Source organism: Algoriphagus jejuensis, from assembly GCF_039523455.1.
GTDB lineage: Bacteria > Bacteroidota > Bacteroidia > Cytophagales > Cyclobacteriaceae > Algoriphagus > Algoriphagus jejuensis.
Genome location: NZ_BAAAFI010000004.1, coordinates 212,655 through 232,863, shown reverse-complemented (window position 1 = coordinate 232,863; position 20,209 = coordinate 212,655). Strand labels below are relative to the sequence as shown.

15 protein-coding genes and 1 pseudogene are annotated in these 20,209 nt (G+C 47.7%); 5 read left to right on the top strand and 11 right to left on the bottom strand.

The features are described from left to right. Positions 1–11: 11 nt before the first annotated feature. From ABD031_RS06415 to ABD031_RS06390, 6 genes are all read right to left on the bottom strand, one after another. A complete protein-coding gene (locus ABD031_RS06415) occupies positions 12–1,208 on the bottom strand; it encodes an esterase (RefSeq protein ID WP_343849569.1) in 1,197 nt (398 codons plus the stop codon). Between the two features lie 168 nt (positions 1,209–1,376). Further along, entirely contained in the window at positions 1,377–1,667 is a 291-nt protein-coding gene (locus tag ABD031_RS06410) for a type II toxin-antitoxin system RelE/ParE family toxin (protein WP_343849567.1), read from the bottom strand. Beyond that, positions 1,664–1,894, bottom strand: a complete 231-nt coding sequence (locus ABD031_RS06405; RefSeq protein WP_343849566.1) for a hypothetical protein — start codon at positions 1,892–1,894, stop codon at positions 1,664–1,666. Before ABD031_RS06405 ends, ABD031_RS06410 begins: the two co-directional genes overlap by 4 nt. A 120-nt stretch (positions 1,895–2,014) precedes the next feature. After that, the gene (locus tag ABD031_RS06400) at positions 2,015–4,357 is read right to left on the bottom strand and encodes an ABC transporter permease (RefSeq protein WP_343849565.1); all 2,343 of its coding nucleotides are present in this window, start codon (positions 4,355–4,357) and stop codon (positions 2,015–2,017) included. Positions 4,358–4,531: 174 nt separating this feature from the next. After that, complete coding sequence (locus ABD031_RS06395; RefSeq protein ID WP_343849563.1) at positions 4,532–5,590, bottom strand: hypothetical protein; 1,059 nt, start codon at positions 5,588–5,590, stop codon at positions 4,532–4,534. Then, complete coding sequence (locus tag ABD031_RS06390) at positions 5,583–6,221, bottom strand: ABC transporter ATP-binding protein (RefSeq protein WP_343849562.1); 639 nt, start codon at positions 6,219–6,221, stop codon at positions 5,583–5,585. The genes ABD031_RS06395 and ABD031_RS06390 overlap by 8 nt, the downstream gene beginning before the upstream one ends. 444 nt (positions 6,222–6,665) lie before the next feature. Between ABD031_RS06390 and ABD031_RS06385 the strand changes: the two genes are divergently transcribed. Further along, complete coding sequence (locus tag ABD031_RS06385) at positions 6,666–7,355, top strand: twin-arginine translocation signal domain-containing protein (protein ID WP_343849561.1); 690 nt, start codon at positions 6,666–6,668, stop codon at positions 7,353–7,355. A gap of 143 nt (positions 7,356–7,498) precedes the next feature. Here the strand turns inward: ABD031_RS06385 and ABD031_RS06380 are convergent, their stop codons facing one another. Both ABD031_RS06380 and ABD031_RS06375 read right to left on the bottom strand, forming a co-directional pair. Then, a complete protein-coding gene (locus tag ABD031_RS06380) occupies positions 7,499–9,904 on the bottom strand; it encodes an ABC transporter permease (protein WP_343849559.1) in 2,406 nt (801 codons plus the stop codon). Between the two features lie 656 nt (positions 9,905–10,560). Next, positions 10,561–12,932 (bottom strand): annotated as a pseudogene (locus tag ABD031_RS06375) (arylsulfatase). Positions 12,933–13,297: 365 nt separating this feature from the next. On the opposite strand from ABD031_RS06375, the gene ABD031_RS06370 reads away from it, so the two are divergent. Beyond that, positions 13,298–13,498, top strand: a complete 201-nt coding sequence (locus ABD031_RS06370) for a hypothetical protein (protein WP_343849558.1) — start codon at positions 13,298–13,300, stop codon at positions 13,496–13,498. Positions 13,499–13,960: 462 nt separating this feature from the next. Here ABD031_RS06370 and ABD031_RS06365 read toward each other — a convergent pair whose 3' ends face one another. After that, on the bottom strand, positions 13,961–15,793 hold the full coding sequence (locus ABD031_RS06365; protein ID WP_343849557.1) for an alpha/beta hydrolase-fold protein: 1,833 nt from the start codon (positions 15,791–15,793) through the stop codon (positions 13,961–13,963). Positions 15,794–16,049: 256 nt separating this feature from the next. Beyond that, positions 16,050–16,964 (bottom strand): glutaminase, encoded by a 915-nt coding sequence (locus tag ABD031_RS06360; RefSeq protein ID WP_343849555.1) that lies wholly within the window; start codon positions 16,962–16,964, stop codon positions 16,050–16,052. A gap of 405 nt (positions 16,965–17,369) precedes the next feature. Here ABD031_RS06360 and ABD031_RS06355 point away from each other — a divergent pair, with 405 nt between their 5' ends. Together ABD031_RS06355 and ABD031_RS06350 are read left to right on the top strand one after the other, a co-directional pair. Next, the gene (locus ABD031_RS06355) at positions 17,370–17,951 is read left to right on the top strand and encodes a Crp/Fnr family transcriptional regulator (protein ID WP_343849554.1); all 582 of its coding nucleotides are present in this window, start codon (positions 17,370–17,372) and stop codon (positions 17,949–17,951) included. Positions 17,952–18,030: 79 nt separating this feature from the next. After that, on the top strand, positions 18,031–18,864 hold the full coding sequence (locus ABD031_RS06350) for a DUF2306 domain-containing protein (RefSeq protein ID WP_343849553.1): 834 nt from the start codon (positions 18,031–18,033) through the stop codon (positions 18,862–18,864). A gap of 100 nt (positions 18,865–18,964) precedes the next feature. Here ABD031_RS06350 and ABD031_RS06345 read toward each other — a convergent pair whose 3' ends face one another. After that, the gene (locus ABD031_RS06345; RefSeq protein WP_425542713.1) at positions 18,965–19,060 is read right to left on the bottom strand and encodes a DUF2442 domain-containing protein; all 96 of its coding nucleotides are present in this window, start codon (positions 19,058–19,060) and stop codon (positions 18,965–18,967) included. 272 nt (positions 19,061–19,332) lie between these two features. On the opposite strand from ABD031_RS06345, the gene ABD031_RS06340 reads away from it, so the two are divergent. Further along, positions 19,333–20,208, top strand: coding sequence for a carbon-nitrogen hydrolase (locus ABD031_RS06340; protein ID WP_343849551.1), 876 nt, complete (start codon positions 19,333–19,335; stop codon positions 20,206–20,208). Position 20,209 lies beyond the last annotated feature (1 nt).

The following is a 20,209-nucleotide window of genomic DNA, read 5'->3' as shown; positions in this document are numbered from 1 at the left end:
TGGGTTATTGGTTAGTTGAAAAGTAGGGGTGCAAACTGGGTCAGATACACTCTCCAGTTTCTCCAGATGTGGCCGCCTTCGGATTCGACATAAGTATATTTCATCCCCATTCCATCCAGTTTGGTGCGGAATTCCTTGTTGGCGTCGTAGAGGAAATCGGTCTTGCCGATGGCGATCCAATAGAGTTTGTAGCCATTGTCCATTTGAGCTTTGAGCGTCTCGTCAAAGTTGCTGTACACCTTGCCTGTCGCATCTTCTCTGGCCATAATTGCCGCAGAGAACAGACCTACATAGTCGAAAGTGTTCGGATAGTATCTCGAAATATGAAGGGCATGATATCCACCCATGGAAAGTCCGGCAATTGCTCGGTGGGCTTTGTCCGCCTGTACGCGGTAGTTGCTTTCTACGAAAGAAATAATGTCAGTGAAAGCGCCCTCGTAGGTTCCATCCATGGTTTTGGCAATCATGAAAGAGGGTTTGTATAGTCCTTTACTTCCTTCTCCGGGAGCTCCGTCTTGGATTACATTTCCATTGGGCATGACCACAATCATTGGCTTGGCTTTGCCTTCGGCGATCAGGTTGTCCATGATTTGAGCGGTCCGGCCCAAGGCAATCCAGGCTTCCTCATCACCGCCGGCACCATGCAGGAGGTAAAGCACCGGAAGTTTTTCAGTTGATTTTTCATATCCCGGAGGCGTGTAGATGGTGATTCTGCGATCCATTCCCAAGCCGGGAGAGTCATACCATCTGCGGGCAACTGTGCCATGCGGGATGTCATTGGTCCGATAAAAGTCTGCCTGACCTTTGCCCACAAGAAATATATTGGTTACTGATGCTACATCCCGATTCAGAAAAGGGTTGCTGGGATCTGTGGTCGTAAATCCGTCGATGACGAAAGAATAACTGTATAACTCTGGGTTGAGGGCAGGAGCTTTAAATTCCCAAACGCCGTTGCTTTCCTTGGTCATCTCAGCTTTGCCCGGACCGTCCATTTGTCCCATGGGTGTATCCATCTTGACCGAAGGGAGGAAGTCTCCGGTCACCTGAACCGATTTAGCATTGGGAGCGAAAAGGCGAAAGGTCACGCTCGAGTCGTCGTGAATTTCCGGAGAGATAATGTTTTGTGCCCGAAAGAGGGCTTCCTGCGCAAAGGAAGAATATCCCAAGGCGAGTAGGAATACCAGGTAGAAGAGTAGGTGTTTTTTCATAGTTAATGGGCTATTGTCTCAAAGTGGAAAAATAGAAAAACGCCATATTAATTCCTACGACTATTTTTCTACCTAGAGCTAGTCGATTTATAGTTGTGAAACAGCCACTGCTGAGAATAAAAAAGTCTAGAGGGAAATTAGAAGAGGTGATGAATTTTTAGACAAGAGTCAGAGATTTTTACTTTTCGGATTTTGACGAACGTCATAGAAGGTCAAAATCAAAATGAATTTGGGCTTGATCGTATAAAAGACTCGAGTTTGCTTGGTGAGTTGAAATCCCCGAATTTTTTTCTCGGGCAATTCCATTGAGCCGATTTCTGGAAAGTTTTCCAAAATATCCAAAAAGTCATTGGTGAGGGATTTGAATTTTTCAACCGAACCTGCTCCCCATCTGTATTCGAGGTATTCTAAGATGTTTTGAAAATCCCTGTCTGCCCGTTTGCTGACAAATATTTTCATTTTTTTGATTTCAAAAATTCCTCCCGAGTCATCAAAGTAGATTCATCCTCAGATTCCTGCAGCGCTGACAAAACTTCTTGCTTTTTATCCTCGGGTAGTTCTTCCCAAAGTTTTCCAGGCTCTGATTCTTTCCTCAGGGAAAGAAATTCCCGGAGCACCTCCAGAAGTTGCTCGTCTTCAATTTCATCCACGAGTTGATGAACGGATGCTCTTAGAGTTGTGGACATAACTTCATGCTTTTGTCGATTTCAAGATAGGAACATTCAATCGAAAGTAAAGATTTCAGAAACGGTTTATCATTCGTATTCATTTCGAAAAAGCATGGATTAAGGTAAGCCCTTATTCAGTCAACCCTCATTCTGCAGCGAATTCACGGGATTGGTCCAAGCGGCCTTGAGCGTGTGATAACCGACCGATGCGAAAGTCAAGCCAAACATCAGCAAGGCAGTCAGCCCAAACAGGGTCCAGCGTATCTCGGCATGATAGGTGAAGCCGGATAGGAACTGCTCCACAAAGTACCAAGCCAGTGGAAAACCGATTGCCAAACTGGTGCAAACCAAGATGGCGAAGTCACCGCAAAGCAAGAGGGAAAGGCTTCCCGCCGAAGCTCCGAGTACTTTTCGGATGCCGATTTCCTTGGTTCGCCGCTCTGCAGTAAAAGACGCCAATCCAAACAATCCCAAGCCGGAGATCAAAATTGCCACAATAGTAAAGGCCAGCGCGAGCTTGCCGATCACCTGTTCGCTCCGATATTCTTGGTCGAATACTTCTTCGAGGAAGGAGTATTCGAAAGGATAATCCGGGTTATGTTTTTTGAAAACAGTGCCGATCTGATCAACGGTTGCAGCCATCGGATTTTGTCCGGAGACTTTGATGAAGTAGTGGGAACCGAGATTTTCGGAAAACATAAAGATCATTGGCTCGATGTCCGACCGCAGGTTGTCGTTGTGGAAGTCCTCGGTGAGGCCGACGATCTGCCCTTTTCCATGCCACATCTCGAGCTCCGTCCCGATCACCTGCTCGGGATCCAGCCCCATGGCTTCGGCGGCTTTTTTGTTGATGATGTAGTTGGACGCGTCCTGTGTCCCGGTGAAGTTTCTGCCGGCGCTGAGCGGGATATTCAGGGTTGGGATAAAAGCCTCATCGCAGCGGTAGATCTTAAAATTGATGCTGGACTGCTCCGGTTTTCCCGGCCAGATCGGATCGGAAGTCGTGATCGGCACGGAGAAAATACTGTTTCCCCCGAAAGCGATATTGTTGACGCCTGCTAGCTGCAACAGGTCGTTTTTGATACCCGCGTAGTTTTTCACGATGCCCTCATTTTGGTCGACGACCAGGATATTTTCTTTGTCAAAGCCCAGATTGCGCTCGCTGATGTAGGTGATCTGCTGGTACACTGCAATGCTTCCCACGACCAAGATCGCCGATGTCGCAAACTGCACCACGACCAAGACTTTCCTCACACCGCTCCCGCTGAGCATGGATCGACTTTCTCCATTGAGGACTTTGATCGGGTTGAATCCCGACAACACCAAGGCAGGGTAGCTGCCTGAAAGGACGCCGGTGAGCAAAGTAATCGACAGGATTCCGAGCAAAAAGACCGGATTTGCCAGATTGAGGCTGACGGACTTTTCTGTGACTTGGTTGAAAATAGGCAAAAGCAACTGAACCAGTAAGACCGCGAAGATCAAGGCAAACCAAGAAAGGAGTACAGACTCGAGGATAAATTGGATGATGAGTTCGGAGCGCCCGGCCCCAAAGGATTTTCGCACTCCGACCTCACGTCCCCGCGTGCCGGATCTCGCAGTCGCCAGATTGATGAAATTGATACAGGCCATCAGCAGGATCAACAGTGCGACGGCACCAAAGAGGTAAACCTGCTGGATTCTGCCGCCGACATTCATGCCATTTTCAAATTCGCCGTGGAGGCGGAGCTTTTGATAGGGGAAGAGAAAGGGGACGTTTTCACACTCAGAGCAGTTGTTTTGGATCAAACCGGCGATTTTTTGGTTGGGGATTTGGCTATTTTCGCGAAGCAAAACCGCCGTGCGGGAACCTCCAGCCCGCCAGTTTTGCATCCAGGGATTTTCTGCTAGGTACTGTTCGAAAGGAACGACAAAATCAAATTGAAGCGTGGAATTGGCTGGGGCGTTTTCGAAGACTCCTGCCACGGTCAAGTCCTGTTTTTGGTTGAGATTCACGGATTTTCCTATGGGATTTTCCTTCGGAAAAAGCTTCGAAGCAAGCTCCTCAGAAATGACGATGGAGTTCAGATCTCCCAGATTTCCCTTGGAAAAAGGGAAACTGAAGACCTCAAAAAAGGCTGAATCGGCGTAGATCCCCGTTTCCTGAAAACCCTCGACTTCGTTTTTGACCAATAGTTCTGTTTCAAAACTGTAGCGTGCAGCAGCTTCGATTTCCGGGATCTCGGCCACCAAGACTTCCTTCATTCTTGCGGGAGGAACGGGATGCGTCGAGATGCTTTCGTCGGGCATCTTGGCATTTACCATCACGCTGTAGATCCGATCGCCGTTGGCAAAAAACCTGTCATAGGAAACTTCATCCAAGATCCAAAGCAGGATGAAGATGCTCACGGCAATGCCCGAGGTCAGGCCTAAAATATTGATCAGCGTGTAACCTTTGTGTCTTAGTAGGTTTCGAAAAGAAGTCTTCAGGTAGTTTTTCCACATGGGGTGTTCATTTGGGAGAAAAGATCAATTTCCTCCGTCAGCGTCAACTTATAAGGCCAAAGTTATGCCTAAGTCAACTGTCCTGTTTCGCCTGAAAATACCGATTTGAATGAGTTGGCTGGTTTTCTGGCGGACGATATTGTCCGATTTTGGGAAAATGGAAGTGGCGTTTCCTTAGATCTGAAAGGGCGATTTGACCTGAAAAGCAAAGAAGATCGAAGACGCTACGACCGGAATGATCCAGGGAACACCGAAAAGTATTACCAAAAAGAAAAGCATGAAGCTGCCAAAGGCGAACTGGAAGAACGAATCGGCGGGTCGGTTATAGATCAATCCCAGCAGCGCAATCACAAAGGAAATCAACATCAAGGGAAGGGAAATGAAAAACGCTTCCCCCGATAGCCTGACTCCATTCCATAGCAAAAAGAGCAGCTCTGGAAAGAGTACCAAGATGATGCTTCCCAGATGGACAAAGAGCTTTTGGGAGAAAGTGCTTGGCAGGCTTTTGAACCAATCCAGGCGGGAATTTTCGAATTCATTTTTCTCCAAAAGAAGCGGGATCTGAAAAAATGCAACACTCAATATCCCAAACTCCAGCCAGCGATGATCGTAGCTGCCGGAATGGAACAACAGGAAAAAACCGTTGAGCAGGAGCAGGCTGAGACCTTTGGTCAGCAGGAGTAGAATTGGGCGGTTTTGGCGGAGCTCCAGGACAAACCAGGAGAATCGCGGAAGGGGCTTTTTCCAGCGCGGACGGAGCAGGACCGCTTCTTTGAGCGGTTTGGCCAAGTGTCGATGCATGAGTTTGACTGTGCTGAACCAAGAAATCGCAATCGTCAACCAGAGGATTGCCAATTGGACCCAGGCACTTTTCTCCACTCCGAAAAAACTCAGGAATGCGAGATAGGCGATCAGGAGGGCATGGTTAGCGAGAAAGATGGAGGTCCAATCTTTCCCGAAGGAAGAAAAAGGCAAGAGGGCAGTCTGGTGAAAGATGTGATACTCCCGACGTCTGAGGAGTAGCTGCTGATATCGCAAGTGAAAGCCCGAATACAAGAGGAATCCAATCGGCAGGATCGCAAAGGGCAGGGCGTGTGTAAAGAGGAATCTCCCCAACAGAATGTGCTGCTTGAGTTCCATGAAGACCCCACCAAATACCAAAACCAAGATCCAAAAGCCCAGCAGGCTTCTGTAAAATGGGATGACAAATGACTTGATGTTGAGCTCAGACATGGGGATGAAGGCTGCCATTTCCCATCACGAGGCGTGAATCGATGGCGATGTGATCCAAGGGATTGGATTGGTGGGAGGTGAGCAAAAAGCTGGTGCCGGACTTCGCTTTTTGGGAGATTAGATCAGCCAATACCTCCTGACTAGCCGCGTCGATCGTAGTGAAGGGTTCGTCCAAAATCACCAAGCTGGGATTGCCGAGGAAAGCCAAGACCAAGGCTGTTTTCTTGAGCATGCCCGAGGAATAGCTTCCGACGGGAAACTGCGAAAAATGGGCGACTCCAAAGGTCTCCTTCAGGAGATCGACTTGCCCGGTGGGAGATTTTTTGGCTTTTGCTACGACCTGAACCAAGTCATCTAGATTTAAGAATTCAGGAAAAACCGGCTCGGCCTCGGCATATCCAATCTTCATTCGAAAGGCCAAAGGATCTCTGCGCAGGGAAATCCCATCCAGCGAGATTTCACCCTCCGAATCATGGATGCCAGCCAAAGCTTTCAAGAAAGTGGACTTGCCTGATCCGTTTTCGCCTTGTATGAGATGGATGCCGGCCTTAAGCTCCAAGCGGTCGATGGCTAGGGTAAATCCCGAGGGATACTTTTTGACAAAACCGGTTAGCGAGAGGAGCGGATTCATAGCGAGCTGCGAAGCGGACAATTTGGTGGAAATTGGAGGAAAATTCAGGTTAAACATGAAGAAAAATCCTGCGGGGAAATCCTGAAATCCGGGGATTTACCAAGGGTCGGAAGGATTGATTTTATTGGTTTTTACTAATTTTTTTCATATAAAATGGTGAATACCAGGGATTTGAAATTGCTTTTTCGCCCGCAAAAAGTTACCTTTTTTTAGGGTTTACGAAACTTGTTTACCCAGAGGGACATAGAGAATCCCGCACTTTTAGCTTGGGGCAAAACCCAAGAACAAGGTCTGTCCCATTTCGGGATGGTGACGTTTGCCAAATGATTGTTCAATCTACCCGCACTTTACGAATCCACTCCATACAATGGTTTTGGCCTATTTAAAAAAGGCTTCCAAAAATTGGAAAAGCGAATGATGTTTTAACCCAAACCCCAGAATAAAATGAAAGAGACAACGAAACCTACAAGCACGAGACGCGACTTTATCAATACGCTGCTGCTGACCGGGGCAGCGGGAGGGATAGGTTCCCTCATTTCCCCGACTCTTGCCAGGGCCGATACCGCCGACAAGGCGCAGGCTATGAGTGAAGCGGAGGAATGGTTTAAGAAGATCAAAGGCGAACATCGGGTCGTGTACGATGGGTCGACCCCACACGATGGATTTCCGATCATTTGGAACTGGGCTTTTTACCTTTCCAACAACCAGACGGGATCCACGGATGAGGATATCACCGCGATGACGGTACTGAGGCATTCAGCCATTCCTTTTGCTTTGAAAACCGAGCTCTGGGAAAAATATCAGCTGGGCGAGTTTGTAGGTGTAACTGACAACCAAACCCAAAAACCGTCCTTGCGAAACCCCTACTACGAACCCAAGGAGGGGGATTTTCCGGTTCCGATTATTCAGGGGATCAAAGACCTGCAGTCCAGAGGAGCTTTGTTTTGCGTGTGTGACCTGGCTTTGAACGTGTACAGTAGCATGAAAGCCGAGCAAAGCGGCGCTGATCCGGCTGCTGTCTATGCAGAGTGGAAAGCAGGCATCCTGCCGGGCATTCAGGTAGTTCCCTCTGGCGTATGGGCGCTCGAAAGGGCCCAGAAAAACGGCTGTGCGTATATTTTTGCTGGAGGCTAAATTCTATTGACCTCCTTGCTGTTTGGGCCTTCGACTATCCACAGTCTCTTTGGCTCTTGGTGTCTTGGTTTTAAATTCGGGGCTATTAAAAGAGGGGAGTGACTCAGGTCTCCCTTAGTAGGTCTCTTGTTGCCAAGAATATTTTATTCTGAGCGCAGCGTATCCACTGGATTGGCGATGGCTGCCTGGATCGAGCGGTAGCTGACTGTCAAAAGCGCGATAAGCAAACTCACACCCAAAGCGACCATAAACAGGGACGGGCCCAGCGAAATCTTATAGGCAAATTCCTGCAAAACCATGTTCATGACAAACCAAGCCAAAGGCATAGAGATGACAAAAGCGATCAGGATCAAGCGGATGTATTCCTTCGAAAACATCCAGACAATGGAAGGTGCCGAAGCTCCCAAAACTTTCCGTACGCCGACCTCTTTTTCCCGATTGTTGGCCATAAAGGTGGCCAGCCCAAACAAGCCCAGACAACCAATGAAGATGGCTATCCCGGCAAAAAAGGCGAGAACGTTAGAGGTTTTTTGTTCCCCCCGAAACATGTTGTCAATGTCATCTTTGAGAAAGGAGAATTCGAAAAGTTCCTCCGGATAGGCTTTGGTCCATATTTCCTCGACCTGAGAGATTTGCTGTTGCATCTGTGCGCCGCTCAGTTTGAGGGAAAGCGTCCGGTAGCCATCAAGGTTGTTCATCAGCAGCACCGGCGAAATTGCGTCCCCGGGAGAGGTGGAGCTGAAGTCCCGGACGACTCCCTTCACTTGAAGCAAATTGCCCCAAAGGTTGATTTCCTGACCGATAAATTCTGAATATTCGGTGAAACCGGCCGCTTTTGCGAGGCTCTCATTGACGACCACGCCGTTCAAGGTATCGAGATCAGCCAGGCCTGTTCCCGCCAAGATTTCCAAACCAAACAAGGCAATGTAGTCTCCGTCTGCTTCCTTGATTTGGGTATTGATCGGTTCCTCCGAACCCGTGAGGCTGAAACTCGTGCTAAGTACACCGTTGGAAGCCGGCGGAGAACTGCTCAAACTCGCCATTTCCACCCCAGGGATTCGCATCAATTCGGACTTGAGTGTGCGCTTTTTTGACTTTTCCAGCGTCGAATCCGACTGAGCGGTACCGGGCACGGGGATGTTTACAATGGCTTCCTTCACGAAACCCATGTCTCTCTTTTGCATGTGCTTGAATTGGGCAAAGATGACCAGGGTCGAGATGATGAAAAACTGGGAGATAAAAAATTGGGAGACGATCAGCACCCTTCGGACCGTGAACCCCGAACCTCGGGTAGCTGAGTTTCCGTGGATGACGTGACCTTGGCGCAGGCCCGAGATCACCCAAGCTGGATAAAGCCCGGAGAGGATCGTCACGCCCAGCCACACGACTCCGAAGTACAGCCAAATTCCCCAATCGGAACCCAGAGATAAACTCAGCGAGAGGTCGAGGTAGTTGTTGACCAAAGGGATAAGCATCTGCGCTGCGAGTAGAGAAAGGAGGCAGGCGCAGAGCGTCACGAGCAAAGATTCTAAGAGAATTTGTGTGATGAGTTGCGCTCGGGTGCTGCCGAGGACTTTTCTGATGCCGATCTCTTTGGTTCGCTTTACCGCAGTGGCGGTGGATAGGTTGATGAAATTTATACAACAAGTGAGGAGGAGAAAAAGGCCTATGGCTGAAAAAGCGATCCGTGCTGCGGCCGGCATTTTGGTGTTGTAGTTTCCGACCCGCATGTCTGTATGCAGTTCGTCGAGTGGCTGCAGGAGGAAATGCTTCCCTTCTATGTTCTCTTTTCCTTTCCCATAGTGCTTCTGAGCGATGGATTCCAATCCTGCTTCGACCGAACCCAAACCTACATTTTGGCTGAGCAGAAAATAGCAGTTGTCCTCGTCCGAAAGTCCGCCCCAGCCGGCAGATTCCTTGGATTCCCGGATGGATTCGTAGGAAAGCATCAGTTCAAAAGGCAAGTCCGTAGTGGTAGGATAATCGGCCAGAAGGCCCTCAATCTGATAGCTTTGATTGTTGTAGAGGATTTCCCGGCCGACCACTTCTGCGCTTCCAAAGTATTTTTCGGCCCAACGTTGAGAGATCAGTGCTTTGAAAGGTTCTTTCAAGACTTTTGACGGATCACCTGCCAAAATCTCCCGGTCAAAAATCCTGAAAAAGGAATTTTCAGTGAATACTACCCCTTTCTTTTCCTTGAAGCGTGAGACAGATCCATCGGGTTTTATGACGCCTAGAAGGCTGTTTCTTTTGAAAGAAGTGGCCACGGCTTCTTCGATCTCAGGGACTTCGGCCCTCAGTTCCGCTGCCAAAACTCCCGGCACGGCCTGGACAAAAGATTGTCCCTGAGGTCCGTTTTCGCCGGAGATGACTCGATAGATCCGATCCTTTTGGGAGTGGTGCTGATCGTATTGCATTCCTTGGCGTACGATGAGAAAAAGCAAGAGGCATCCTGTGATCCCCAAAGTAAGCCCGGAGATATTGGTCAGGGAGTTGGCTTTTTCACGAAGGAGAGTTCTCAGGGCTGTGACGAGGTGGTTTCGAAACATGGCTTGAAGGTTTTATTCTCCAACAGCATACTAAGCGAAGGCCAAAAAAAAAGGCCCTTGAGGCCAAATAGACAGGGGTTGAAAATCGACGGACTGTTCGACACTGATTTTTTTTGTTCCTCAGCGGACAAAGTAGTCAGTCTGAAGTGGACGAATTGATGCGTGGAAACAGACTTTGGACAAACAGAAGGGCGGATCAGAAGTCTGCAGGCACCAAACGAACTTTTTATAATCCCACACCCGCTCAGGAGACTATTTTTTTGCATTGACGGGCCATTTGCAAGCTCGAGTATTTTTATATTGACGCTAGTAATTTGTCTGTATTTCGTTGAAAATCAGAATATTGATAATTGATTTTCAACAAACAAATTGTTTTCCTCCTGACGTAGTTCTAGTTTTTCGGCATTGTTCAATAAAGAAATAGCTTCATCCATTTATTCGTCTGGTCCTCAGGGTTTTTTGAGCGTAGAAAATTGAGTCGATACCCTTCCTTAAACTAACCTTCAAGAAGCTTTCGTAAGCGTTTCAGAATTTCACCTTTTAACCCTTCAAATACGATCCTAAGGGACGCTTACTAAGCAAGCTGGATAAAAGCCCAAAAAGAAAAGGTCCTGCATGTGCGAACCTTTTCTAGCTAGTTAGTTATTAAAAACGGTTTATTTGTTGGCCGGAAGTGTTTCGATGGTCACACTTTTGATTTTCCCGGTAAACTTCTCCTTGTCTGCGTAGGCCGGATTTACCGGGGTATTTTCGTCTGTACCTACGTCGGCCGATTCATCAATGCCGAAAGTATTGCTGTTGGTTTTGGCGATCTTGCCTTCCGCCATCTTGGTGCCATCTACTTTTATAGTGGCCGTGCCTGCTCCTCCACGTCCACCCTCATAGGCAAAATCAAGTGAGATAGTGTGTTTTCCGGGAGTGACTTTTTGGGGGGAGGAAACCGTATAGGTTTCCAGGCCAACCCAGTTATAGGAATAATGGGGTTTGCCATCCAAGAGAAAGAAGGTCCAACCTCCAAAGTCACCGCCCTGGCATACCATTACGCCGTTGGCGTTGGTAGAGACTTCGACTTCTGCCGTGATGGTAAGGGAGGTATTTTTGACATTGATAAATGCATTTTCAGGAATTCCTTTGGCTCCTTCATAAAGTACGAGTTTGGTTCTTCCATTCATGAGATCCGGGCGACCAGCAATTGTTGGGTCAAATCGCTCAATGGAACGATCATCAATTGGCAATACATTGAACTTTGCTGCTTCCTCCATGAATTTCTTTTTCAACTCTTCCAGTTTTTCCGGATTTTGCTCCGCGAGGTTATTTGATTGGCTGAAATCATCATTTACATTATAGAGTTCCCAAATATCCTCTGTCAGTGGTCTTCTGGGTGCGCCTTCCCAAGGGGCTTTGTGAATTGTTCCGGCAAACCAGCCTTCGTGATAGATTGCCCGATTGCCGATCATTTCGAAGTATTGCGTTTTTCTTGTATCCGGAGCGGCCGCATCGTCAAAAGAATAATTCATACTCACACCTTCCATCGGTCGTTGTTCGATGCCGTTTACGGTTTTTGGTGCCGGTACTCCGGCAGCGACATAGATCGTCGGAGCAAGGTCGATCACATGGTGAAACTGTGACCGGATTTCATTTTTAGATTTGATTCCAGCTGGCCAGTGCATAACCATCCCATTGCGGGTTCCTCCAAAATTGGAAGCGACCTGCTTGGTCCAGGTAAATGGCGTATTACCGGCTACAGCCCAACCCGCGGCGAAGTGGTTGTAGGTAAGTTCGGTGCCAAGTTCGTCGATGCGTTCCAATTGCATGTCAAGCGTTTCCTGCACGCTGTTGAAATAAGTGTTTTCATTAAACATACCTATCATACCGCCTTCGGCACTGGATCCGTTGTCTCCCACTAGGTAGATGAAAACTGTATTTTCGAGTTCGCCTCGTTCTTCGAGCGCAGCAACCAGTCTACCCACTTCTGCATCCGTGTGCTCGGCAAAACCTGCGAAAACCTCCATTTGTCGCTCAAAAAGACGTTTTTCATCGGCAGTAAGCTCGTCCCAATCTTTGATGTCCGCTGGCTTTGGAGCCAGTGTCGTATTTTCCGGAATAACCTTCAGCGCCTTTTGTCTTGCCAGTGTTTCTTCCCGGATTTTGTCCCAACCCTGAGCAAACTTTCCTTTGTATTTGTCGGAATAGGCTTTTGGGGCATGGTGAGGAGCATGGGTTGCTCCTGTTGCGAAGTACAGGTAAAAGGGCTTCTCTGGCGTCAGGGATTGTTGCGTATTCATCCAGCCAATAGCTTGATCGGTCATGTCGGTGGTGAAATGATAATTCGGATCGTCGACGTTTGGATAAACGCGGGTTGTCCCATCGTACACCATCGGGTTCCACTGATTGGTTTCGCCGCCGATGAATCCATAAAATTTATCAAAGCCCGAGCCTGTAGGCCAGCGATCATAAGGGCCGGATACCGATCCTTCCCATGGCGGAGTTTCATGATATTTTCCAAATGCTGCGGTACTATATCCATTCATTCGAAGTACATCGGCAATGGGCGTAATGCTTTGGGGACGGATTCCAGTGTTTCCCGGAAAAGCGGTAGCCACTTCCATGATGGCACCGGCATTGTTGGAGTGGTGGTTATAGCCGGTTAGGATTGCCGTACGCGTAGGGAACAAAGTGCAGTGGTATGGAAGCGATTATACTTCAACCCGTTCGCAGCAAGTCTTTCCAGTGTTGGCATATGAATTGGGCCGCCAAATGCACTGGAGTGACCAAAACCGATATCATCAATCAATACAATGACCACATTTGGCGCATTGTCCGGAGGAATTAACTTAAAGCGCTCCGGGGCTTTGGCGTTGCGTGCGTCCAGTTCAGTTATCGCCGGATAAGTAGGTTCTTTAATGGGAAGGTGGGTGCGATCCAAGATGCCTTTCGCCGGGGGCACGTCGGATTGGTTTCCTGTCTGAGGGGAACAGGCAAAGAGCAAACCGGCCAGTACCAGACTTGAGATGTGTTCTGATTTCATTTTGTTGGGGTTGTGTTGGAGTGGTAAAAATGGAATATAATTATTTTACTATTGAGTTTTATCGTAAAATAGAATTTCGTGAAGTCATCTAAGTAAGCATTAAATGTATTGTGTATGTTCGATTTGTCGATTTTGGCTAGAAAGTGTTTGCTCATCGGCGAGTTCTAGCTGTGAGTCCCAATCGAACGGCTGATCCGGTGTAGGCTGGATAGTCAGGACTTGGCCGATAAAAGCCTACAAATTTCGAATGCCGTGAGAAATACGACCCCACCATAATGTTTAGGGGACAAAAAAGCTATTCGAAAGAGTCGGGATGAAGCCGCAAATCTGATTGAACCTGTACTCCATCCAGAGAAGTTTAGCTTTTGACTATCGAAATAGGCCCAAACACATTTTATTTTTTAAACAATACGGGCGAGATCATCCTGATGGGCGCCTCCAAAGGTGCAAAATTGGTTTTCAACCTGATGATTCGCTTTCCACATTTTACCGGAGTGATTGCGATTTCGACTTCGCATTTGGGTGTTCCGGTGTATACCCTGCTGGCCAACACGTCTTCCGGCTAATACAACGGGGAAGAGGTTCCCTATGTACCGTCATCTTTCAGGACACTTGGACCAGCACTTCAGGGCGACCTCTACGCCGCATTTTCAATAACCCTGGAGGATGAACACGTGGTGGATCTGGGCGAGATCGAAGCGGAAAAAATATGCGGAGCAATCCCGATTCTTTTCGGCACTCAAGAAGATTAATGCCCGCCGAGTTAGATGTACTACGGATTAATAGACGACTGAAAATGAGAAATTTCAAATTATTCCAACAAGCTATTGCTTTAAGATGCGGGCATATCGAACCTCTCGATCATTTTGTCTTGGTTTATACTTGATTCTCGAAGGAATTCAAGGATTGATTAAAGGTTTTCATGTTTTATCCTAACAGAAAGTCGGCACCTACAATTTTGATGGGCGTTGATTTGCAACTTCCCTTTGAGCTACGAAGTTTTGTTCTGTAGAATTGATCCGGAGAACTCAGTCTAATTTTTTCTTTTCATAGACCCAGCCCGCTGACTGTCCAAGTCCCGGAGTCTTTCCGGTAAAGAGCTTTCCGGCTACTTGGTCTCCTTTCAGTTGCCACTTGTACCATTGCGTAGCCACCTTGGCAAACTCTCCGCCGTAAGGCTGGCCGTAGGTGCCGCCATGCCCTACATCCAAGTTGGCGACAAAAACGGGTACGTGATTGATTTGCTTAAAATCGTCCATTCCATTGCCGTAGGCAATATCCGATTCGCCTCCCAGTAGATAGAGCGTTGGCGTATGGATTTTTTGAAGTTGAGATTTAGTGACTTGTGGCATGCCAGGCATCCCTCCGCCATTTCCCAAGACTCCGCTGTTGAACACTCCCAGGGTGGTTATTCTTGGGTCTCCGGCGACCTCCAGGGCTTGCAGGCCTCCACAGGACATGCCGCTCACTGCAATATTTTTGATGTCGATCTTCTGGTAGTAGGGGCTTTTTGGGTCAGCGTTTTGTGCAATCGCCCAATCGATGGCATCCAACAACTTATGTGACTTGGATCGCAACTCTGTCTGCTTGGGCATGGTGCCGATCGCAATGACCAGGAATCCGTGTGAGGCCACTTCATTCAGAAAATTGACATGCTCCCAAGGAGAATCAAAGCACGCACCGTTTCCCCAGGCAATAATGGGAAGTTTGTTGTTGCTTCCAAACTTTACCAACTCCTGAGGCTGGAAAAGGGTATGAGTCGGTAAAGTTGGCGCTGAGGTCATGATGGCAGGATACCTTCCTGTGCCACCATTTTCGATGATTTCGGCGGCTGTGGGAGCTTGGAAAACCAGGTTTTCGGAGAAAAAAGGAAGTGCCTTAATCTGAATCCGTTCAGCGATCCGGTTCAGGTGGTCGCCCTCATAGCTTTCATATTGATAGGGTATTTGATAGGCCTCCAATAGTTCATGCAGCTTTTTGGTAGACGCGCTGATGCCCTGATCCTGCAATCCTGCATCCATGCCGATTGCCTTCAGTTTTTTCAGATTCAGGATGTATTGATCGACAAAATTGAGCGTGCGGTTGGCAATGATTTTATTGATGACTTCTTGGTTGGGCTCTCCGTTTTTGGCTGGAAGGTCAAGGTAGAGTGGAGCGTTGCTGGGATTGGGAGCAAATGCAGCAGAAGTGGCCAAGGCAGCAATTTCAAAGAATGAAGTTTCCTGTAGTTGATCCGGGGTCAGGGTCTCCAGCTTTTTCATCAACTCGGGATTGGTAGAGGCTCCTCCGTCCATGCAGCAAGGACTTAGGGCATAGATGGCAGAATAAACTTCGGGATTTTTCATGCCCAAGCGCAAAGTGCCATAGCCTCCCATGGAATGACCGGCAAGTCCGCGGCTTTCTTTGGTTGGGATAGTCCGATAGTGGGAGTCGATATAGGTGACCAGTTCTTTGGTGACAAAGGTTTCCCAATCGCCGATCGTGACCGAACTCGCATACATGCTGCCTTTGAAGCTGTTATAGGCATTGGGCATGACCACGATCATCTCTTTGGAAAGACCATCTGCCAGAAACTGCTCAATTACGGTCTGCAGATTGATCCAGTGCTCTTCCCAGCCAAACCACTGCGAATCCGTATCTGTAAAACCATGCAGCATGTAGAGCACCGGATAGCGGCTGTCTGGATTGGAAGCGTAGGAGGGAGGGAGGTACACGGTTACGTCCCGGTCAGCGGGATCTCCGATCAGGTTGCCTTCGAGGGCGGTGCTGTGGACTTTGATGCGTTCCTTGGTGCCTTTTTGGGCAAAGGCCGAAAATACCCCCATGCCAAGCAGGAGGGCAACTAGAAAAAGCTTCTTCATTAGGTTAATGGGTTTAGGTCAGGATTAAAAATAGGTTTTATCCTGAGGATGGTCAAGAGGGAATCGATAGAAGGGATTTCGCTTTAAGGAAATGAGGATTCCCTGAAACCGGTATGTCAATGAAGCGTTGGAATTTTATAATCGCTACCACAAGCGGAAGAAGTTAGCTAAGGCTTTTGCTAAAGCTTCAGAATTGGTGTGAAAATCCTCCATCTTGGTCAATGCGGAATTTGACCGACTGATAGATTTTCCTTTCTCAGAACAAGGAAAACTTCAGCTTATCGGTCAATAACTCCAGAGCCATAATCGATTTGATTGAATTTCCTTTTTCATTGAGTTCCGGACTCCAAACTGCAATGCTGAATTTGTGGGGCATGACCGAAGCCACGCCGCCGCCAACGCCACTTTTTCCTGGAAGCCCAACTCGGAACGCGAATTCTCCAGCCTCATCATAAAATCCGCAAGTCAGCATCAATGAATTGATCCGTCGGGCAAAGCTTTCCGGGACTATTTCTCTCTTGGCGTAGATAGAATAGCCATCATTCGCCAAAAATGAAAAAGACCTTGCCAAGTCCACACAGCTCATTTCCATGGCACAATGGGCGACATAGGTTTTCACCACTTCCTCTACCTTGTTTTCAAAATTTCCATAAGCCTTCAAGAAATACCCAAGCGCAGTATTCCGTTCAGAATGCCTGAGTTCAGAATCCATTACCTCCCGGTTGATTTCGGTGCATTCTTTTCCAGTTAACTCGTTGATAAATTTGCTGATTTCTGCGATAGGATCGTCAAACTTGGATGTTAGTGCATCAGTGATGACCAAGGCACCGGCATTGATAAATGGATTTCTTGGAATGCCTTTTTCAAATTCCAATTGGGCGATTGAATTGAACGGGTCTCCACTCGGCTCCACATTCACTCTTGACCAGAGTTTATTTTTGAAAATGCCTGCCACCATGGTGAGCGTATATACTTTGGAAATACTCTGGATGGAGAACGGTTCTTCAAAATCCCCCGCTCCAAAGATGTTTCCCTCCAAATCAACCAAGGCGATCCCAAATTTGTCGCCATCGACCCTAGCCAGTTCAGGGATATAGTCAGCCACCTTGCCTCGGGGATTGGCCGACATTACCTCATTGTAAACTTCCTCGATTAGCTCCTGATAGTCCATGTGGTCAAACCCCGGTTTAATGTGTTAGATGAAACGTGATAGATTTTGGAAAGAAGTTCTTGGCGTCTTTCCTTAGGTTAAAAAATGAAAATTTCGTCGTCACGGTGAGATTTTAACTTCTCAACCCGGACAAAGGTATCAAATCGATATTTTAAACAAAGGAGGGGGATGTTCAAGGCCAAAATGCTGTGCGAGTTGACGGACAGACTTTTTGAAAGTTGATAAAAGGTTTTTGTTAAAGACGTCCGCTTAGGGAGTAAAAAAAAATATTTCAGGGCCATTTCCGATTTTTGACTCTCCGATGAAAAAAGATCGTTTCAAGGAACGTTTCTCGGGTTTTAAATTAGGGCTTAGCCGTTAAATAGATTGTTTTTCTGTCCGTCGGGAAATACGTAGCTTGTAAAGATGGATCGATATTTTGATGAAATGTTTGCCTATATCAACCAAATCTGGGATATCCCCGAAGGAGATAAGGCAGTCTGTCGGTTGTTTTTTAAACCGGTTCAAGTGAAAAAAGACACGCTTTTGGATGTGGCCGGGAAAATTCCAAATTACCACAATTTCATCGTATCGGGCTATATGAGAAACTTTCATCGGGATGAAAAAGGCAACGAAGTCACGGTGGATTTGAACGACGGCCCCAGATTTTTTACCTCTTATTTCCATTTTATGAATCGCTCTATTTCCAACGAAAACCTTCAATGCGTCACGGATTGTGAGATTTTGAGGATTTCTCGAGATGACGTCGATCAGTCTGCAGCGATGGGCAAGACTCAAAAAGACTACACGATCAAAGTGCTTCAACAAAAAATGGAACAGGACAAAGAGCGGATCCACGACATGGGTAACCTTACTGCGGAGCAACGCTACCTGAAATTGCTCCGAAACCAGCCGAATATTATCCGGAATTTCCCATTGAAGTACATCGCATCTTATTTGGGGATCAAGCCCGAAAGTCTCAGTCGGATCCGGAAGGAAATTACTTAACAATTGTTAGGTGTGGTTCATGGGTAGCGGTTCTAGATTTAGGTTTTAGACGATTCCGTTGTTACTAAACCTGACCCCCTTGAGCACCACTATCTTTACCCAGAATTCTCCCCGCGAGTCGACTGCCTCGGTTCCCCATCGACTCTTTGATATTTCTACCAAAGTATGGTTTGCGGTGGTAGTGATCGGTCAGCTGATCTTTGCCTATTATATACTCATGTTGTACGGAGCTGCGGGCTTGCAGGGAAACTTCGAGCGCTGGAATGCGGTAACCACGCATGGCTATGTACCTAGGGATTGGGTGGGTAATCTCGTCTTTGGCGCGCATGTCTTATTTGCAGCGATCATCACAATTGGAGGGCCGATTCAACTTTTGCCCCAAATCAGAACGAGAATACCTCGGTTTCATCGGATCAACGGAAGAATCTACATCGGATCAGCGTTTTTGATCAGTTTGGCGGGACTTTATCTTGCCTGGGTACGAGGTGCGGCAGGCGGGCTGACGGGTTCGATTTTCATCACGATCAATGGACTGATCATTCTGACATGTGCCTATTTTGCTATCCGGTATGCGGTCCAAAGAAAGCTGGAGCTTCACCGACAATGGGCCATCCGCTTGTTTCTAGCGATGAGTGGGGTTTGGTTCTTTCGGGTTTTTTTGATGCTTTGGCTGGTGATCCATCAAGCCCCGGTTGGCTTTGATCCAGAGACCTTTGAAGGCCCTTTTTTAAATGCACTGAGCTTGTTTGTTTATATTTTACCCCAAGTTTTTGCTCAGATTTATTTCCATGCAAAAGCCACAGACTCCAATACATTTAAGATTGCTGCATCGCTTGGATTGATCACACTGACAGTTGGGATTCTCGTGGGTATTTTTGCGGCAACGATGGGCATGTGGCTGCCGAGGCTTTGAGTACAAAGAGAAAGGAGCAACCGGAACTTTTTTCCAATTGAAAGTGGTCCAAAAATCAGGAAATCAATTCACTCACCAACAAATCCTCCTCCGATAAATCTCAGTTTTTCAATTCTGATTCGGATGCGTCCCTCAAGCTTGAAAACCATTCGAGTGGAATGCTGACCTCTCTACCATCTTGGAGGGAAACAGTCATTTTTCCATCAGCAAATGAGACGTCTGTGGCAAGAGTTGATTGAGCCTAGGTGAAGTTTAGTGAGCGAAAAGCATTGGGTTGGTCGCTTCTGTCTAAGTCACTTCCTTAGGGTATTTCTGCAATAAATCTAAGCGAGTCGAATCATTTCTCCCTTCTTTCCGTTACTCTGATCCCTGATCCATATTTCCAAACTGTGAAATTCAAATTCGCGGTTTGGGAATGGTGACTGGCAAAAGTATCTTTACCCCCTAATCACAACTAACCAACAAACCGTGGCAAGCAAAAACGTCAAAGTAGGATTGGTCCAGCTCAGTTGCTCTGGGAATGTGGCCGAAAACATGGACAAAACCATCGCCGGCATCCGCAAAGCCGCCGAACAGGGCGCCCAAGTCGTCGTCCTTCAGGAGCTTTTCCGATCGCTCTATTTCTGCGATGTGGAAGACTATGAAAACTTCAAGCTGGCGGAGGCCATTCCCGGCCCGTCTACCGACATACTTGGTGCCTTGGCCAAAGAACTTGGCGTGGTGATCGTAGCTTCACTTTTTGAAAAGCGCGCGGAGGGTTTGTACCACAATACGACCGCTGTACTTGATGCTGACGGAAGCTACCTCGGCAAATACCGAAAGATGCATATTCCGGATGATCCGGGTTATTATGAGAAGTTTTACTTCACACCCGGTGATCTGGGCTACAAAGTTTTCTCCACGAGGTTTGGACACATTGGGGTGCTGATCTGCTGGGATCAGTGGTATCCTGAGGCAGCCAGAATTACCGCGTTGAAAGGCGCAGACTTCCTGGTTTACCCAACAGCGATCGGCTGGGCAGGCACCCAGGACGAAGCCACCAACGACGAGCAATATGGCGCTTGGCAGACTATCCAGCGTTCCCACGCTGTGGCCAATGGCATTCCGGTGGTATCTGTCAATAGAACTGGTGTCGAAGGTCCAATGCAGTTTTGGGGTGGTTCATTTGTCTCCAATTCCTTTGGCCGCGTGACCTACAAGGCACCGCATTTGGAGGAAGAAATTCACGTGGAGGAACTCGATCTTTCTGGTTCGGATCGCTACAGAACCCATTGGCCGTTCCTCAGAGATCGCCGAATCGACTCCTATGCACCGATCACTAAGCGCTACCTCGACGAAGAATAAG

What these genes read in the sequence shown, in the direction of transcription:
- ABD031_RS06415 (WP_343849569.1), bottom strand. Translation starts at nt 1,208, where the DNA reads ATGAAAAAACACCTACTCTTCTACCTGGTATTCCTACTCGCCTTGGGA.
- ABD031_RS06410 (WP_343849567.1), bottom strand. Translation starts at nt 1,667, where the DNA reads ATGAAAATATTTGTCAGCAAACGGGCAGACAGGGATTTTCAAAACATC.
- ABD031_RS06405 (WP_343849566.1), bottom strand. Translation starts at nt 1,894, where the DNA reads ATGTCCACAACTCTAAGAGCATCCGTTCATCAACTCGTGGATGAAATT.
- ABD031_RS06400 (WP_343849565.1), bottom strand. Translation starts at nt 4,357, where the DNA reads ATGTGGAAAAACTACCTGAAGACTTCTTTTCGAAACCTACTAAGACAC.
- ABD031_RS06395 (WP_343849563.1), bottom strand. Translation starts at nt 5,590, where the DNA reads ATGTCTGAGCTCAACATCAAGTCATTTGTCATCCCATTTTACAGAAGC.
- ABD031_RS06390 (WP_343849562.1), bottom strand. Translation starts at nt 6,221, where the DNA reads ATGAATCCGCTCCTCTCGCTAACCGGTTTTGTCAAAAAGTATCCCTCG.
- ABD031_RS06385 (WP_343849561.1), top strand. Translation starts at nt 6,666, where the DNA reads ATGAAAGAGACAACGAAACCTACAAGCACGAGACGCGACTTTATCAAT.
- ABD031_RS06380 (WP_343849559.1), bottom strand. Translation starts at nt 9,904, where the DNA reads ATGTTTCGAAACCACCTCGTCACAGCCCTGAGAACTCTCCTTCGTGAA.
- ABD031_RS06365 (WP_343849557.1), bottom strand. Translation starts at nt 15,793, where the DNA reads ATGAAGAAGCTTTTTCTAGTTGCCCTCCTGCTTGGCATGGGGGTATTT.
- ABD031_RS06360 (WP_343849555.1), bottom strand. Translation starts at nt 16,964, where the DNA reads ATGGACTATCAGGAGCTAATCGAGGAAGTTTACAATGAGGTAATGTCG.
- ABD031_RS06355 (WP_343849554.1), top strand. Translation starts at nt 17,370, where the DNA reads ATGGATCGATATTTTGATGAAATGTTTGCCTATATCAACCAAATCTGG.
- ABD031_RS06345 (WP_425542713.1), bottom strand. Translation starts at nt 19,060, where the DNA reads ATGACTGTTTCCCTCCAAGATGGTAGAGAGGTCAGCATTCCACTCGAA.